Origin of the sequence: Streptomyces sp. SID3343 (assembly GCF_009865215.1) — a bacterium.
Lineage (GTDB): Bacteria > Actinomycetota > Actinomycetes > Streptomycetales > Streptomycetaceae > Embleya.
The window spans coordinates 1-16,161 of sequence record NZ_WWJX01000582.1 but is presented as its reverse complement, the minus strand read 5'-3'; the positions used below and the strand labels follow the sequence as shown (position 1 = coordinate 16,161).

Below are 16,161 nucleotides of genomic sequence, written 5' to 3'. Positions count from 1 at the left end.
GCGCCGGGAGGAGGTGGCCCTGCTCGCCTCCATCAGCACCGACTACTACACGAGACTGGAGCAGGGCCGGCGGCAGGCGTCCCAGTCGGTGCTGGAGAGCCTCACCGAGGTCCTGCGTCTGGACGACGACGAACGCGAATACGTGTACGGGCTCGCGGGCAAGGACGAGCCTCGGCCGCGCCGGGTGTCCGCGCAGAAGGTCCAGCCCCGGTTGCGCCGGCTGCTGGACGACCTGGCCGGCACCCCCGCCATGGTTCTGGGCCGCCGGATGGACGTCCTCGCCTGGAACTCGATGGCCGCCGCGCTGATCACCGACTTCGGCAAGGTCCCGGAGAAGCAGCGCAACATGGTGCGGCTGGTGTTCATGGACCCCGCTTTCCGGGCGCTGTATCCGGACTGGAAGAACGTCGCCCACGCGTGTGTGGCCCAACTGCGGATGGAGGCGGCCCGCGACCCGCACGACCTGCGACTGGCCGCTCTCGTCGGCGAACTGTCCGTGCAGGACGCCGACTTCCGCCGCTGGTGGGGCGCCCACCATGTCGCTGCCCGGGGCATGGGCACCAAGGTGTACCACCATCCCGTCGCCGGCGATCTCACCCTCGATTGGGACACCCTCACCTGCGCCACCGACCCCGACCAGCAACTCGTCACGTGGACCACCGAACCCGGCAGCCCCTCCCACGACGGTCTGCGCATCCTCTCCTCGTGGGCCGCCACCGACGAATCCACCGCGTCGGCGGACACCGGCGGCTGATCGGCCGACCTCGCAGGGCAGTCACTCACCGGTCACCCGAGCCCGAGGGTCACCCGAGCCCGAACGAACCACAGGCCCGGCGACCTGCCGGCTCGACGGTGTCCGGATATTTGGACACCCACACGTCCCGGCCTTCCCAACGCCGGACGCAGGTGGATCGAATGGTCCGGCTCGCACCACGGGCAGATCCGCGTGGGTGCGAGAGCGATGTCCGTGGCGAGCAGAGGTGGCCTTGCGTGTACGGCTCTTCTCAGGATGGTGCCGGGAAGGTACGGCCGGAGATCGAGTCCTCGTGGAGCCGGTCGCGCCTGAACGGCCTCCACCGGCACGGCGCTCCGGCCCTCGACCAGGGGCCGGTGGCCGGTGACGGAATTCTGGTTCGTGCGGCTCGCCCGGTGCTGGACCGGGGGCAGGCGGAACTCGCCGACGCCCGGTGTGTCCTGGTGCTGGCCGACCGCGAGGCGCGCATCATCGACATCCGCTGCGCAGACGCGACGTTCGGCACAGCGCTGACCGCGTTCGGGATCGTGCCGGGCGTTCGGCTCGGCGAGGAGCAGGTGGGGACCAACGCGGTCGGCACTCCGCTGGAGACCGGCCAAGGCCTGCTGGTCCGTGGCACCGATCACTTCATGACGACCTTTTGTGAGTTCGCCTGCTACGGACATCCGATCATCCATCCGATCACCCGTCGGATCGAGGGGGTCGTCAATGTCGGAGCCCCCTTGGGCGAGGAGCACCCCCTGTTCGCAGCCCTGGTTCGGCGCATCGTCCGTGACATCGAGGACCGGCTTCGGTTGGACGCGACCCGGACCCAGCGCCGGCTGCTGGCAGCGTTCCGGACGGCTGCCCGCTCTTCCCGGCGGCCGGTCATGGGGGTGGGTCGGGGCGTCGTTCTGGCGACTCCGGCCGCACTGGAGTTGCTGAGTCCTGCGGACCACGTGGCCGTCCAGGCGTGCGTGGAGGGGATGCGCTCCGACCGCGAGGTCGATCGTCATCTGACGCTGGTCTGCGGCCGAACGGTCCGGCTGAGGTGTGCGCCCGTCGACGGCGCCGACGGGGCACTGGTCGACATCGTTGTGAAACGGTCGGGCCGTCGAGGCACGGACGGTGCCGACCTTGCCGTCGGTCGACCGCTGTTGATCGTCGGTGAGCTCGGCAGCGGCCGTACCACCGAGGCTCGGCGGGCAGCCGGACCCGATGCGTTCGTACTCGACGCCGCCGACGCCGTGTGCCAGGGCGAACAAGAGTGGACCAAAGGCATGGCGGCCCTGCCGGCCGGCGGCGCGTGCCCGTTGATCATCGAGAACATCCAGCTCATGAGCGAGCGGATGACGACGCCGACGGTTGAGTGGATGCGCGCCACGCGGCGAAAGACCGTGCTGACCTCGACACCCGGCGAACATCTCGACGGTGTGCACGCACCACTGGCAGCGCTCTGCGGCGCGCGGCGCGACCTGCTCCCTCTGCGCCGGCGCAGGCACGACATTCCCCGGTTGGCGCAGAACATGCTGACCGACGAGGTGGGCCCCGAGCGGGCTCGGATGACCGGCGACAGCCTGCGGGTACTGGCCGCTCAGCCGTGGCCCGGTAACCTTGCCGAACTGCGGCGGGTGGTTCGGTTCGTCGCCGAAAGACGTTCGGTGGGCGACATCGTCCCCTCGGACCTGCCCGCTTCGCACTGCGGCGTGCCGGTTCCGACGTCGCCGCTTCTGCAGGCCGAGCGCGAGGTCATCGTCGCCGCCATCAAGGCGGCCGGCGGCAACCGACTCCAGGCGGCACGCGCTTTGGGGGTGAGCAGGTCCACGCTCTACAACCGGATGCGTGCCTTGCGGGTGTACTGACGTCGGGGGAGCGGGGCCGGTTCGGCCGGCGTGGTTCAGGAGTCGGTGCGGTCCTGCCAGAGTCCGCGTGCCTCAAGGGTCTCGATGAGATGGTCGGCGCTTTGCAGGGTGTGTTGTTCCACGAGCGAGCGTGCCATGCCGTGCCTGCGCCGGCGAAGTGCTTCGACGATGAGGGGGTGCTCCTCGCGGGCGGCGGCGGCTCTGCCTTCGATGGAGATGTAGAAACGGTTGGGCAGTTGCTTGACGGCGGAGCGCAGAAGGAGGGCGAGGCGGTGGGAATCGGCGGCGAGGTTGATGTGACGGTGGAAGGCGTGGCCGTGTTCGAGCATGCCTTCCTCGTCGTCGGCCTCGATGGCCTCCTCCTGTTGTTTGACGATGGCTTCGAGTTCGTCGAGTTGTTCGCCGGTGATCTTCCGGGCCGCGCGGGCGGCGAGTTCGCCGCCGAGTTGGGCCTGGACCCAGAACAGGTCGTGGACGTCCTGCCGGGAGAAGGGGATCACGATGAAGCCGCGGCGAGGGACCAGTTCGATGAAACCTTCGCTGCTGAGGGAGAGAAGACCCTCGCGTACCGGGGTGTTGCTGACGCCGACGGCTTCCGCGATGGGTTCCAGGCGCAGGAACTCGCCGGGCCTGACCTCGCCGGAGATGATCATCTCGCGGACGTAGGTCGCCACCTCCTCGGAGAGTTGCTGCCGCTGGGAGTTGTTGCGGTCACGCGCCATGGGCTCCTCGTTCGCCATCGCCGGTCGGCGGTCCGAAACAGAGTGCATCATATAGCCTGACGAGTTCCTTGCGACCCCGTGCGCAGCCACGCGGCCCGGCCACTCCCGGAACAAGCGCGTGCCGAGCGCCCGGGGTGCGTTCCGGCAGGCCCTCGATGAGCTGTCGTCGGTGGTGGTGCTGCCCGTCATGAGGTGGTTCTGCCTTCCGGGAACGAAGGAGTGTCGGCCGATTCGGGGATCTGCAGGAGGTCGAAGACGGCAGCCGGCGGATCGGCTCGTGGCGGGGTCTGTGGTCGGCCGGGGAAGTTTCCGATCACGTAGACGGCTACATCCCGCCCGGCCGTCGTCCGGCGCCCCCGTCCGGACGGGAAGGAACTCCGCAGTGATCCCGGCGAGTTCGGAGGCGAACCGGGTGCGCTCCGGCAGACGCCGGTTCGGATCGTGCCTCGGTGTCGCCCGGAGCGGGCATGGCGTGCGGGCCCGTCGGGCGTCGTGATTCACGACTCCGACGGACCCGCAGTAGATAAAATATTCGACTGGCTGGGGCTGTCTCCGCAGGCCTGTCAACAACCGGCAGAAGCAGGCACTGTCGGGCCGCAGGTGTATTCGTCATCGCCCTGCGCGATCCGCCGGACCACGTACTGGAACCGATCGAACAGGCGTGGCACATTGACCCGGGCCTCGGGTGTGTCGGGGTAGGTGACCCGCATGTAGGTGCTGTCCCAGCGGCGGTTCACCCACATCATGACCTCGCTGCTCGGGCTGGAGTCGTAGAGCCCGTTGCAGTTGGCCCCCTCCCAGTCACGGGACCCCCGGGCGTGCCTCCCGTCGATGTAGGAGACGATCGGGAGTACCGCGGAGTCGTCGGACTGCAGGGGGAAACCGGCGAGTTCGGCCACCCGGAGGGGAGAGACCGAGGCCAGCTTGCAGGCACTGCGGAATCCGGCGCCCGCGGCACCCAGGAGTTCGACCAGGGAAAGAGGTCGGCTGTCCGCCCCGTCCTCGGTCAGCGGAAAAGCGACCGGGACCAGGTTGATGAACCATCCCTGGGCGGCGAGCCAGCGCACCTCGTTGCGGGTGTGTACGACGGACAGGCCGCGGTAGACGCTGCGACCCCCGAGGTCGCGGTGCACGACCCCCAGAGCAGCCAGCAGGCCGGCGGAGAAACCGGCGCCGTGCGGCCTGCACGCCTTGGCGAAGGCGTCGGCCTCGGCAGCGGTGAGCAAGTCGAGCTCGAAGGAGAGACTGGCACGCGTCTCTCCCGGCGACAGCCCCAGTGCGAGCGGGAAGGACGGCATCGGGCCGGAGAGGAGAAAGCCGACCCAGCTTTGCACCCCGGGAGAATCGGCCTGGAGGGCGGCGGCCCGCTCGTGCTCCAGAACGCCGGCGTCGAGGTAGCTGCCGACCTCGGGCAGGACGGCCTCGGTCCCCTCCTGTTCGGCCTGGTACAGGGCGCGCAGTTCGTCGAAGACGAGAAGCATGGAGTAGGCGTCGCTGTGCGCGTGGTCGATGGCGAAGTAGACGGTGGAGGAATCCTCGCCGAGTACGGCGGCGGCGGTGAACGGCGGCCAGCACATCGGACTGGTGCCGCCGTGGAACTGCTCGCGCAGATGCTCCCGGACGGCGTCCTCGGAGGTGAAGGCGCCGCGTGGCACAGGCTGTACGTCCACGTACTCGGGAGTGACCATGTGCCGAGTGAGGGTCGTGCCGGCGCCACCCTCGGTGGCCTCGTTCGGCTCGGCCGAGAACCACGTGAGCATCGTCTCGTGGCGCAGCGTCCACTTCCTCAGGGCGCCGGCCAGGGCGGCGGTGTCGATTCGCCCCGGCAGGTCGAAGGCGAGCCCCAACCACGGGGACTGGGGACGGCCGGCCTGGAGATTGGCCAGATAGCGCGCGAGGTGATTCTCCTGTACCGGGGACGGCGGCACGGGGTGTACCGGTGCGTGCTTCGCCTTCTCGACGACGTGGTCGGGAATCCGGAACTCGACCAGCTCGCCGACCCGGGGCACGTAGTCGGACAGGAAGGTCATCAACACGGCGTGGGTTCCTTTCCTTTGGTGTCGCGGACACAGACCGGGTGTGATCGCGGCGGACAAGAGGAGTGCGGAGCGGCGGACGGCAGGTTCTCACCGGCGACGACCTGCCGCACCAGGCGGCCGATGTCGGAGACGTAGGAGGGCACGTTGGCTCGGCCGGGTTCGGAGTCGGGGAAGCGGTGGCTGAGGTAGACGCCCTCACGAGTACGCACGATCCACAGGTAGACCTCGTGCGGGTGGATCCGACGACTGCGCAGCGCGGTGGCCTTCCACTCGGTCCACCGGCCGGCGCCGTCCAGCCCTCGGTCTCCTGGAAGTCCCGGATCACCGGCGAGTCCGGCAACCACCACACATGCGTGTTCACATGGATGTGCCGGCTGATGGACTCGGCCCCGCGCAGATGGGACAGGCGCATCCCCGCCTTCCAGCCGCACGTGGTGACGACCCCTTCGCGGGCCAGCGCGGTCAGGGTGATGTCGTACAGCGGCTCGCCGATGTTGTCCACGAAGATCGAAACGCCGTGGCCGTCGCTGAGGTCGTCGATGACGCCCAGCAGATCCTTGACCGACGTCCGGCGTCGCTGATGCCGGTCCCGATCCGTCCGCTGCTCCCGGGTGGGCAGCGAGAGTTCGGGGAACCGGCGGCGGTCCACCGGGGTGATGCCGTGTTCCCGCAGGAAGGTGACACGCTCGTCCGAGCCCGCCGTCATCGCCACCCGGAACCCGAACCGCTTGGCGAGCATCAGCTCGGCGAAGGACACCCCGCCGCCCCACCCGAACACCAGGTGGTTCGCCGGATCGTCGTCGACGACCTGGGTCCGCCAACACCCGTACGCCTTGTGCCAGTTGTCCCAGGCGGTGAAGTACCGCCCGTACGTCGTCCATTGGGGCAGCGAGTACGCGGTGCCGTCCGGGATCGGCAGCAGCAGTCGCGCGTCCATCTTCGACCGCTTGGCCAGCAGGCCGATGGTGTCGGGGCAGTCGTAGGCGTAGGCGAGTTCGGCGTAGCCGAAGCGGTCGAGCCTGCCGAACGGCATCAGCAGGCACAGGTCCCCTTCCCGGACTCGGACGTCTCGGCCCGCCGCGTTCACCTTGAGCACCCGCACCACGCCCAGGTTGCCCAGGACCACCGCGTCCTCGCCGCGGCTGCTGCACACGTCGATCGGTGAGCGGGTCAGCGCGTGGTCCATGTTGGCTTCCCAGGAGCAGAGGATCGGCTCCACCAGCGCCTCACCCTCCTCCAGCGGGCCGAAGGTGAACCGGCCGCGTTCCAGCGCGGCGCCGGGTCCACCGTCGCGCGGGCCGGACCCGGCCACCGCGCCCGAGCGTAGGATCCAGGCTTCTGGCGAGTAGATGACGACCTCCCGTGATCGATTTCGGTTCGCCGGCTTCCGGCGTGCTCAGGCGGCTGTGACGGCCGTGGCGGCCGGCACCCGGTAACCCACCGAGACGCCGCCCCACGCCTCGCCGGCGCCGTAGGCCACGGCCCCGAGCCGGCCCGCGGCGGGCAGGGAACCGGCTTCCAACTCCTCGGCGAACGCCAGCGGGATCGTGGCGGACGACGTGTTGCCGGAGTTCTCGATCCGGTTCACGAAGGGCACGCCCAGATGGGAGGTGAAGGCGCGGACCTGTTCCAGGATCCGCCCGTTCGCCTGGTGGCCGATCAGGACGGTCGGCGCGGGGCCGTGGTCGAAGAGGTACTGCGCCGATTCCGACATCCGGCGCACGGCGCGGTCGTACACCTGCATCCCGTCGAGCTGGATGCCGCCCGCGTCGGTCTCGCGCATGAGCGCTTCCTGGGTGCCGTCACAGCCCGAGACCTGGCGAAAGCCCTCGAACTCCGCGCGGTCCTCCAGCAGGACGGCCGCGCAGCCGTCGGCGAAGATGCACGCCGTCTGCCGGTCCGTGCGGTCCACCAGCCGGGACATGGCCTCCACCGAGCACACCAGGACCGACCGCGACTGTCCGGCGTCGCACAGACAGAGCCCGTTGACCAGCCCGTAGACGAAGCCGCAACAGGCCGCGTTCAGGTCGAAGGCGAGCACCGAGGGCCCCAGTCCGGCGAGTTGGGCCACCTTTTGCGCGATCCCCGGAACGCGCTGCCGCGTCGAGGTGCTGACGACGATCAGCGCGCCGATCGAGGAAGGGGAGTCCATCCGGGTCACGATCGGCGCGCAGGCCTCCGCCGCCACCTCCGCGGGCGGGGTCTCGTCCGGCAGCCAGGAGCGGGACGCGATGCCGCTGCGGCGCCGGATCCACTCGTCCGTGAGACCGATCGACGCGAAGTGGTCGTTGTCGATCCGCCGGCCCGGCTTCGCGGTGGCGATGTCGACGATGCCCGCGCTCATCCCTGGCTCGCCAGCTTCACGAAGTAGGCGCTGAAGTCGCCGAGGAAGGCGAAGCCCGCGGTCTCCGTCAGGTCGCCCTTGACCCGCAGCTCGGTCTCCAGCCTCTGGTGCAGTTCGACCAGGTCGAGGGAGTCGAGGTCGAGGTCACCGACCGGCCGGGTGAGGTCGTCGGGGCCCAACGCCGGGTCGCGCTCGCGCAGTTTGGCCAGCATGGTGTCCGCGATACGGCTCTCGATGTCGCTCATGGTCTTCTCCGTTCAGTCGCTGGATGTCGGGGCGGGCGAAGGGCGGTCGGCCGCCAACCGATAGAACGCGGCACCGGACTTGAGGATCGTGCCGACCGTCGCGGAGTGGGCTGTCACCCGTCCGCCGCGCTCGGCCACGATCTCCGTGCTGGCCTTGTCGGTCTCGACGACCGCGACGACGTCTCCCCGTTCGACCACGTCGCCGACAGCGGCGACCCACTCGATCAACAGGGCCTCGCCGAGGCCGTGCCCGAAGCCGGGAACGTGCATGTCCACAGAGGAATCGCTCACTTCGTCATCACCAGCACCTCGTCCTTGATCTCCTGTACGCCGATCAGGTAGTCCTTCTCGAAGTTCGCCGGGGGATAGGCGCGGCGGTCGGGCGCCAGCCGGCGGATGGGGCCCCGAAGCGCGTCGAAGCCGTGCTCGACCACCGACGCGGCGATCTCGGCGCCGATGCCGACGTCCTTGGACCCCTCGTGCACGATCAGCAGCCGCCCGGTGCGGCCGACGGACTCCAGAACCGTGTCCATGTCGAGCGGGGCCACCCAACGCAGGTCCACCACCTCGACGTCGACAACGGGTACGAGCGCCTGCGCCGCCTCCAGCACCTCGTGGGTGATCGCGCCGAACGTGGCGATCGTCAGGTCCGTGCCACGCCGCACGACCCGGGCCGCGGTGGGCGAACTCGCCGGCTCAGGGTCACGCGCGGGCGTGTTTCGCCGCCAGTACAGGCGGATCGGCTCGTACATCACGACGGGGGAGCCGAGCGTCACCGCGTACCGCAGGATCTGGTCGGCGTCCTCACCGGTGGAGGGGCACGCCTCCGAGATCCCCGGAACGCGGGCGAAGAGCGCCTCGTTGGATTCGCTGTGGTGCTCGACGCCCCGGAACCCGCCGGCGGTCGGGATCCGCACCACCAGGCTCGGGCTCACCTGCCCGTTCCACCGGCCGCCGATCCGGGCCGCCTGGGTCACCAGTTGGTTCACCGCGGGATAGGTGAACCCGTCGAACTGGATCTCGCAGACCGGCACCAGCCCGCTCATCGCCATGCCGACCGCCTGGCCGACGATGGTGGACTCGGCCAGCAGCGCGTCGCGGACCCGATCCTCGCCGAAGCGCTCCCGAAGGCCCCGGGTCACCCTGAACACGCCCCCCAGGCGTCCGATGTCCTGGCCCAGCAGCAGCAGTCTCGGTTCCTGTTCGAGCAGGTCGGCGAGAGCCGTGTTGATCGACTCCGCCATGCAGGCGGACCGTACGGTGCTCATGACACGTACTCCTTCGTCAACCGGTCGCACAGCTCACGCACGTGCGCGTCGACGGCGTCGAGCCACGCGGCGTCCACCAGACCCAGACCGCTCAGCCGGGCCGTGTAGGCGGTCACCGGGTCCGCGGCCCTGGTCCGCGCGATGTCGTCGCTGCTGCGGTACGCCTCCTGGGCGTCGGAGGTCGTGTGACCGCGGATGCGCCCCACGTCGATCTCGACGAGATAGGGCGCCCGCTGCCCGCGGATGTGGGCGGCGGCCCGGGAGCAGGTCGAGAAGACGGATTCCGGGTCCTGGCCCGGGATCCGGATGGACTCGATCCCGAAACCCCGGGCGCGCTGGGCCACCGAGGTGCGCATCTGCTCCTCGGCCGGTTTCGAGATGGCCCAGCCGTTGTTCTGGCAGACGAACAGCACGGACGCCGATTCGACGGCGGCGAGATTCATCGCCTCCGACATGTCGCCCTCGCTGGTGGCACCGTCGCCTATGTACACGACGACGAAGTCCTCCAGCCCCTGCAACCGCTGCCCGATCGAGTAGCCGACGGCGTGCAGCGTCTGCACGGCCAGGACCAGGGTGTAGGGGAAGAACCGTGTTCGGCGCGGATCCCAACCGCAGAACGTACGACCGGCGAACTGCGCGAACAACTCGTGCGGCGCCACGTCGCGCAGGAGAGCGACCGCATGCTCGCGGTAACTGGGAACGACGGTCGGGGCCGGGCCCACGGCGAGCGCCGAGCCCACCTGCGCGGCCTCGTGCCCCTGGCAGGACGGCCAGAGGTCGAGCGCGCCCTGCTTCTGGAGCCGGTGCGCCTCCTCGTCGACGGCTCGCGCCACCAGCATGTGGCGCAGCAGCGCTCGTCGTGTGTCGTCGTCTGGACCGCTCGCGTACTCGGATGCCGTCGGGTACTGGGATTTCGACTTCAAGGCCACGGATCACCAGTCGCAGGTTCGTCGATGAGTGTGTCGTCGTCGTGTCGTACGGAACACCCGCAGGGCCCTCCCGCTCGAAGGCGAGCCATACGTCGGCCACTTGGTCCCCACGGGCGAACGCCCCACCATGCTCCGGCGCGAGCCGCGGACCGGTATCGACTGCGCGCGCTCTCGATGCCTCGGCGGGAAGTGATCGGCCGCACCCGCATTCGGGCGGGCCCCTCCATGGGCCACCGCTCGGGCATGGTGGCACAGAACACCGGTAGGGGTACACGTCCGGCCGGTGCCGGCCGGAAGGTCGGCGATCCCCACCGCCATCGGTGGCGTCGGCCCTTGTCCCGGTCCTACGGTGGCGTCAGCATTCCGGGTGGCTGCGGATGCCGGGTGTCCTGTCGACAGGACGGCGCCGAATGCGAACCCGTGCCCGGGACCCGGCGATTCTTGAATTCCGATTCCCGTTTCCGATTCCCGAATTCCCGGTCACTTCACGACCGTTGAGGATGGTGGCAGTGAGTACGAACCCCTTTGACGACGAGGACGGCCGTTTCCACGTCGTGACCAACGACGAGGACCAGCACTCCCTGTGGCCGGCGTTCGCCGAGGTACCCGCGGGCTGGCGGGCGGTCTTCGGCGAGGCGACCAGGGCCGAGTGCCTGGAGTACGTCGAGCGGAACTGGACCGACCTGCGCCCGAAGAGCCTGCAGGAGGCGATGGCGCGGGAGTGAGCCGGGTGCGGGGCCGGGTGCTCGACGCCGCCGAGCGGCGTACCGCCCGGCTCCGCCGGGCCGAACGCCGCCGGGCCGACCCGCGTCGGACCACCCCCCGTTCCCCGTGCTGCGCCGGCGGCTCGTCCGCACCGAACACCCGTCGTATCGGAGTCAGTTGATGATCCTTCAGGGAAAGCGGGTCGCGCTGCCCGCGCAGCCCGCGGTGCACCGGCGGTTCGAGGAACACGCGGCCGCCACCCCCGACGCCGTCGCCGTCTGCTGCGCCGGACAGCGCGTGACGTACGCGGAACTCAACGCCAGAGCCAACCGGTTCGCCCACTTCCTCGCCGCGCGCGGACACGGCCGGGGTGCCAAGGTCGGCATCTGCCTCGACTACTCGATCGACCTCGTCGTCACCATCCTCGGCACGCTGAAGGCGGGGGCGGCCTACGTACCGTTCGACCCGGCCTACCCCGCGGCCCGACTTCGGCTGCTGCTGGGGCAGGTCCCCGACCTGGCCCTGATCGTGGTCTCCACGAGGACGGCCGAACTGGTCGAGTCGGCGGCCGTCGAGGTCGTCGACTCGGAGCAGTCCTTCGACCGGGCGGCCGACCTCCCGGCGACCGATCCCGACGTCCCGGTCACCGGGGACGACGTGTGCTACGCGGTCTTCACGTCCGGGTCGACCGGTACGCCGAAGCTGACCGCGGTGCGGCACGAAGGCTGGTTCAACCTGTTGAACTGGCTGACCCTGGAGTACGGCCTGCACAGCGGGTCGCACAACCTGGTCGTCAGCGCGTTCGGGTTCGACCTCTCCCAACGCAGCCTGCTGATGCCGCTGTTCTGCGGCGCCACCCAGCACCTGATGGCGAGCCGGAACTTCGACGCCGCCATGGCCTACCGCATGCTGACCGAGCACGGGATACGCACGGTCAACTGCGCCTCCAGCACGCTGTACGTGCTGGTGGACTGGGAGACCGCGCGCGGAGGCGACGCCCTCGCCCGGCTGGACTACCTACTGTTCGGCGGGGAACCGTTGCGGGTCGAGCGGATCGCGGACTGGGCGGCGCGCGAGGGCACCACGTGCACTCTCCTGCACCAGTACGGCGTCGCCGAGTGCACAGACGTCGCGACGTCGTACGACCTCGCCGGCCATCGGGCCGGCGAGCACGCCATCGCACCGGTCGGCAGGCCGGCGTACAACACCGCGATCCACCTCCTCGACGAGCGGATGCGCGGTGTCGCGGCGGGGGAGTACGGCGAGGTCTGCATCTCCGGGAGCAGCGTCGGCGCGGGCTACCTCGACGGCACGGGCCCCGAATCCGAGCGGTTCACCACGCTCGTGGTCGACGGCGCGCCGCACCGGCTGTACCGCACGGGCGACCGCGGCTACCTGAACCCGGCCGGCGAACTCGTCGTCGTGGGCCGGATGGACGCGCAGGTGAAGGTGCGGGGCATGCGGATCGACCCCACCGACGTCGAACGCGCCCTCGGCAGGCTGCCCGGGGTCCGAGAGGCCGCCGTAGTGGCCGGGTACACCGACGCCGGCGAGGCCGAGCTGATCGCGTTCATCGTCTCGGCGGACGGCGAACCCGCCGAGAACGACGTGCGCCGCCGCCTCCTGGAGACGCTGCCGCGAAACATGGTCCCGGCTCGATTCATCACCGTTTCGCGGCTTCCGCTGAGCCCGCACGGGAAGGTGGACCGCGCCGCGCTGGCCGACGTGTACCGGAAGCAGTACGCCGACAGCGGCGCGACGGCGTAGCCGGCGGACCGTGACGTCAACCGAGAGGACCGTGATGATTGCCGACCGCGTGCGCGCCATCTGGTGCCGGGAACTCCGCCGCGACGATATAGCCGACGACGACGACTTCTTCGCCCTGGGCGGGCAGTCCGTGATTTTGGCAAGAATTCAGGGCGCGTTCATCGAGGAATTGGGCGTCGAGGTCCCGATAGACCAGATGTTCGTCCATTCGACGGTGTCGTCCATTTCCGCGTACATCGAATCCTCGGACGCGGTAGCCCCATAGCGTCGAAGCCGATCGATCGGCATTTCTCGACGCTGTCGGGCCGCGCTCTCCTCGACGACTTCTTCCACGCCGAGTTCCCGAACCGCCCGACCAGAGCCGAGTGACGGCTTGCTCCCCGGTTGTTCCGCCGATTTGGAGACACAATGATCCCGTTGTCGTTCGCGCAGCGCCGGCTCTGGTTCGTGGACCGATTCGAAGGCCCTTCGCCGACCTACAACGGCGCTTTCGCCCTGCGGCTGACCGGTGAACTGAACGTGGGCGCACTGGAGTCGGCTTTTCGCGATGTCGTCGACCGGCACGAGGTCCTGCGCACGGTGATCGTCGAGGACGCCGACGGTGTCCCGCACCAGCGGGTGTTGGCATCCGGGGAGAAGTCGTTCGTGCTGCCGGTCGTCGAGGTCGCCGACGAGGAGGAGCGGACGGCGGCGGTCGAGGCGGCGGCCACCACATCGTTCGACCTGGCCGCCGACATGCCGATCCGCGCCGGGCTGCTGCGGGTCGGACCGCGCGACCACACGCTCGTGCTGGTGGTGCACCACATCGCCCTGGACGGGGAGTCCCTCGGACCGCTGCTTCGCGACATCACCGCGGCGTACGCGGCCCGGTGGGCGGGCGGTGCCCCGGTGTGGGAGCCGCTTCCGGTGCAGTACGCGGACTACACGCTGTGGCAGCGGGACGTGCTCGGTGACGAGTCCGACCCGAACAGCCTGGCGGCCGGGCAACTGGAGTACTGGCGCCGCGCCTTGGCCGATCTGGCGCAGCCGCTGGCGCTGCCGACGGACCGCCCCCGCCGGGGGGCGGTGAGCTCGCGCGGCGACCTGGTCGAATTCTCGGTCGAGCCCGAACTGCTGCGGGCGGTGGAGAAGTTGGCCACGGAACAGGACACCACCGTGTCCATGGTCATGCATTCGGCGCTGGCGGTCCTCCTCTACCACCTCGGCTGTGGTGACGACGTGCCCATCGGCGCCCCGATCGCGGGCCGCACCGACGAGGAACTGCGCGACCTGGTCGGATTCTTCGTCAACACCTGGGTGCTGCGCGTCGACCTCTCGGGGAACCCGACCTTCCTCGAACTGTTCCGGCGCGTGCGCGAGCGCGCGCTGGCCGCGTACGACAACCAGGACATGCCGTTCGAGCGGTTGGTCGAACTGCTGAACCCGGACCGCTCCATCGCCTACCACCCGTTCTTCCAGGTGATGCTCGCCTGGCAGGAGGCGGCGCCGATGGGCAACCTCCGATTCCCCGGCCTCGACGTCGAGTCCGAGACGTTGAAGACCGGCACGGCCAAATTCGACCTGTTCTTCAACATGGTCCCGGACGGCTCGGGCGGGGCGGGGGTGCGACTGGAGTACGCCACCGACCTGTTCGACCGGGGCACGGTCGAGCTCCTCGCGGCCCGGTTCGTTCGCGTGCTGGGCCGGCTCGTGGCCGACTCGGGGAGCCGGATCGGCGCCGTCGACGTGCTCGACGCGGACGAGCGGGACCGGTTGCTCGTCCGGTGCAACGACACGGCCGTGGAGGTGCCCGAGCTGACCGTGCCGGAGCTGTTCGAGAGCCAGGTGGCCAGGACACCGGACGCCCCGGCGATCGTGTGCGACGACCGGACGCTGACCTACCGGGAACTCGACGACCGGGCGAACAGCCTCGCGTGGGAGCTGGTCCGGCGCGGTGCCGGACCCGAGGACCTCGTGGTGCTGGCGCTGCCGCGCACCGAGGACCTGGTCGTGGGCCTGCTCGGGATCCTCAAGTCGGGTGCCGGATACGTGCCGATGGATCCGCGCCATCTCGCCGGGCGGGCGGAAACCGTCCTGTCCGAAGCGGCCCCGCGCTTCGCGGTCACCGACACCGCGACGTGGCGGGAACTGCCGCACGACGGCATCTCGCCCGTCGACATCGACCGGAGCGCGCAGTGGGACGCGTCGAAGGGAGCACTGGACGACGCGGGCCGGATCGCGCCGCTGCGTCCGGACAACCTCGCGTACGTCATGTACACCTCCGGCTCCACGGGCACGCCCAAGGGCGCGGCGATCACCCACCGCAACCTCGTCAACGGGGTGCGCGAGCTGGTGCGCGTGCTGGACCCGCCGCCCGGGTGGCGGATGCTGGCCGGTACCTCGGTGAACTTCGACGTCTCGGTCTTCGAGCTGCTGACCGCGCTGTCCACCGGCGGCACGGCCGAGGTGGTGTCGAACGCGCTGGTGCTCGCCGAGCGCGACAACTGGGACGGCCACGTGATCAGCGCGGTCCCCTCGGTGCTCGGGGAACTGGTGGGCCGGCTGGACAGGGCGACCGACGTGCGCACGGTCGTGCTCGCGGGCGAGGCGCTCCCCGCCCGGCTGGTACGGCAGATCCGCGCGGCCCTGCCGGGCGCGCGGGTGGTGAACTCGTACGGGCAGAGCGAAAGCTTCTACGCCACCACGTTCTCCCTCGCGGCGTCCGAGGACTGGGCGGAGAGCGAGGTGGCGCCGATCGGCACCCCGCTGGGGAACATGCGCGCCTACGTGCTCGGCCCGGGACTGGCCCCGGCGCCGCAGGGCGTCGTCGGTGAGTTGTACGTGGTCGGGACGTGCCTGGGCCGCGGCTACCACGGCCGCCCGGGCATCACCGCCGAACGCTTCGTGGCGAACCCGTTCGGCCCCCCGGGCGAGCGGATGTACCGCACCGGCGACCTCGCCCGCTGGGCCCCCGACGGGCAACTGCACTACGCGGGCCGCGCCGACGCCCAGGTGAAGGTGCGCGGGCTCCGGATCGAACCGGGCGAGGTCGAGGCCGCCCTCACCGCCCACCCCAAGGTCGCCCAGGCGGTGGTCGTCGCCCGGGACACGGCCGGGAGAAGGCAGCTTGTCGGATACGTGGTGCCCGGCGGCCGGACGGTGCGAGAGGGCTCGGTCGACCTGATGGGCGGGATCGACGCCCAAGAGCTGCGGGCCGCCGTGGCGCAGCGGCTCCCGGACTACATGGTGCCGTCGGCGTTCGTGGTCCTCGATCGGCTTCCGCTCACCGCGAACGGCAAGGTGGATCGGGCGGCGTTGCCGGAGCCGGAGATCGCCGGCGGCGCCTACCGGGCACCGCGCACCCCGCGCGAGAAGGTGCTGGTCGCGGTGTTCGCCGAGGTCCTGGGCCTGGAACGGGTGGGGCTCGACGACGACTTCTTCGCCACCGGCGGCGACAGCATCCGCTCGCTCCAGGTCGTCTCCAGGGCCCGGGCCAAGGACGTCGAGATCACCCCGAAGCTGATCTTCGAACACCGGACGCCGGCAGCGCTCGCCGAGGCCGCGAGCA

The 16,161-nt window shown here is 70.1% G+C and carries 15 protein-coding genes; 7 read left to right on the top strand and 8 right to left on the bottom strand.

The genetic code is table 11. From position 1 onward, the window contains the following. A partial coding sequence (locus GT354_RS17985; RefSeq protein ID WP_161357319.1) for a helix-turn-helix domain-containing protein occupies nucleotides 1–754 on the top strand: 754 nt, incomplete at its 5' end. A 236-nt stretch (nucleotides 755–990) separates the two neighbouring features. Then, the gene (locus GT354_RS56520; protein ID WP_161355099.1) at nucleotides 991–2,595 is read left to right on the top strand and encodes a helix-turn-helix domain-containing protein; all 1,605 of its coding nucleotides are present in this window, start codon (nucleotides 991–993) and stop codon (nucleotides 2,593–2,595) included. Nucleotides 2,596–2,630: 35 nt separating this feature from the next. Here GT354_RS56520 and GT354_RS17975 read toward each other — a convergent pair whose 3' ends face one another. From GT354_RS17975 to GT354_RS17965, 3 genes are all read right to left on the bottom strand, one after another. Continuing rightward, entirely contained in the window at nucleotides 2,631–3,317 is a 687-nt protein-coding gene (locus GT354_RS17975; RefSeq protein ID WP_237534408.1) for a GntR family transcriptional regulator, read from the bottom strand. A gap of 563 nt (nucleotides 3,318–3,880) precedes the next feature. Beyond that, nucleotides 3,881–5,347, bottom strand: a complete 1,467-nt coding sequence (locus GT354_RS17970) for a condensation domain-containing protein (RefSeq protein ID WP_237534419.1) — start codon at nucleotides 5,345–5,347, stop codon at nucleotides 3,881–3,883. Further along, complete coding sequence (locus tag GT354_RS17965; protein WP_237535106.1) at nucleotides 5,347–5,703, bottom strand: hypothetical protein; 357 nt, start codon at nucleotides 5,701–5,703, stop codon at nucleotides 5,347–5,349. Before GT354_RS17965 ends, GT354_RS17970 begins: the two co-directional genes overlap by 1 nt. 330 nt (nucleotides 5,704–6,033) lie before the next feature. Here GT354_RS17965 and GT354_RS54110 point away from each other — a divergent pair, with 330 nt between their 5' ends. Further along, the gene (locus GT354_RS54110) at nucleotides 6,034–6,339 is read left to right on the top strand and encodes a hypothetical protein (protein ID WP_237535104.1); all 306 of its coding nucleotides are present in this window, start codon (nucleotides 6,034–6,036) and stop codon (nucleotides 6,337–6,339) included. A gap of 413 nt (nucleotides 6,340–6,752) precedes the next feature. Here the strand turns inward: GT354_RS54110 and GT354_RS17955 are convergent, their stop codons facing one another. From GT354_RS17955 to GT354_RS17935, 5 genes are read right to left on the bottom strand one after another with little or no spacing between them, the layout of a single operon-like run. Further along, nucleotides 6,753–7,700: a ketoacyl-ACP synthase III gene (locus GT354_RS17955; protein ID WP_161357317.1), complete on the bottom strand. Its 948-nt coding sequence runs from the start codon at nucleotides 7,698–7,700 to the stop codon at nucleotides 6,753–6,755. After that, nucleotides 7,697–7,945 carry a hypothetical protein gene (locus GT354_RS17950; RefSeq protein ID WP_161357316.1) on the bottom strand — a complete coding sequence of 83 codons (249 nt, stop codon included), beginning with the start codon at nucleotides 7,943–7,945 and terminating at the stop codon, nucleotides 7,697–7,699. The genes GT354_RS17955 and GT354_RS17950 overlap by 4 nt, the downstream gene beginning before the upstream one ends. A gap of 12 nt (nucleotides 7,946–7,957) precedes the next feature. Then, the gene (locus tag GT354_RS17945) at nucleotides 7,958–8,236 is read right to left on the bottom strand and encodes a lipoyl domain-containing protein (RefSeq protein ID WP_346012068.1); all 279 of its coding nucleotides are present in this window, start codon (nucleotides 8,234–8,236) and stop codon (nucleotides 7,958–7,960) included. Continuing rightward, nucleotides 8,233–9,213, bottom strand: coding sequence for a transketolase C-terminal domain-containing protein (locus tag GT354_RS17940; protein ID WP_161357315.1), 981 nt, complete (start codon nucleotides 9,211–9,213; stop codon nucleotides 8,233–8,235). The genes GT354_RS17945 and GT354_RS17940 overlap by 4 nt, the downstream gene beginning before the upstream one ends. Beyond that, nucleotides 9,210–10,136, bottom strand: coding sequence for a thiamine pyrophosphate-dependent enzyme (locus tag GT354_RS17935; RefSeq protein ID WP_237535102.1), 927 nt, complete (start codon nucleotides 10,134–10,136; stop codon nucleotides 9,210–9,212). The genes GT354_RS17940 and GT354_RS17935 overlap by 4 nt, the downstream gene beginning before the upstream one ends. Nucleotides 10,137–10,642: 506 nt before the next feature. On the opposite strand from GT354_RS17935, the gene GT354_RS17930 reads away from it, so the two are divergent. From GT354_RS17930 to GT354_RS17915, 4 genes are all read left to right on the top strand, one after another. Beyond that, nucleotides 10,643–10,867 carry an MbtH family protein gene (locus GT354_RS17930; RefSeq protein WP_202512008.1) on the top strand — a complete coding sequence of 75 codons (225 nt, stop codon included), beginning with the start codon at nucleotides 10,643–10,645 and terminating at the stop codon, nucleotides 10,865–10,867. Nucleotides 10,868–11,027: 160 nt separating this feature from the next. Next, a complete protein-coding gene (locus tag GT354_RS17925; RefSeq protein ID WP_161357313.1) occupies nucleotides 11,028–12,614 on the top strand; it encodes an amino acid adenylation domain-containing protein in 1,587 nt (528 codons plus the stop codon). Nucleotides 12,615–12,648: 34 nt separating this feature from the next. After that, a complete protein-coding gene (locus GT354_RS17920; protein WP_161357312.1) occupies nucleotides 12,649–12,879 on the top strand; it encodes a phosphopantetheine-binding protein in 231 nt (76 codons plus the stop codon). Between the two features lie 143 nt (nucleotides 12,880–13,022). Continuing rightward, on the top strand, nucleotides 13,023–16,161 hold a 3,139-nt coding region (locus GT354_RS17915; RefSeq protein WP_161357311.1), incomplete at its 3' end, for a non-ribosomal peptide synthetase.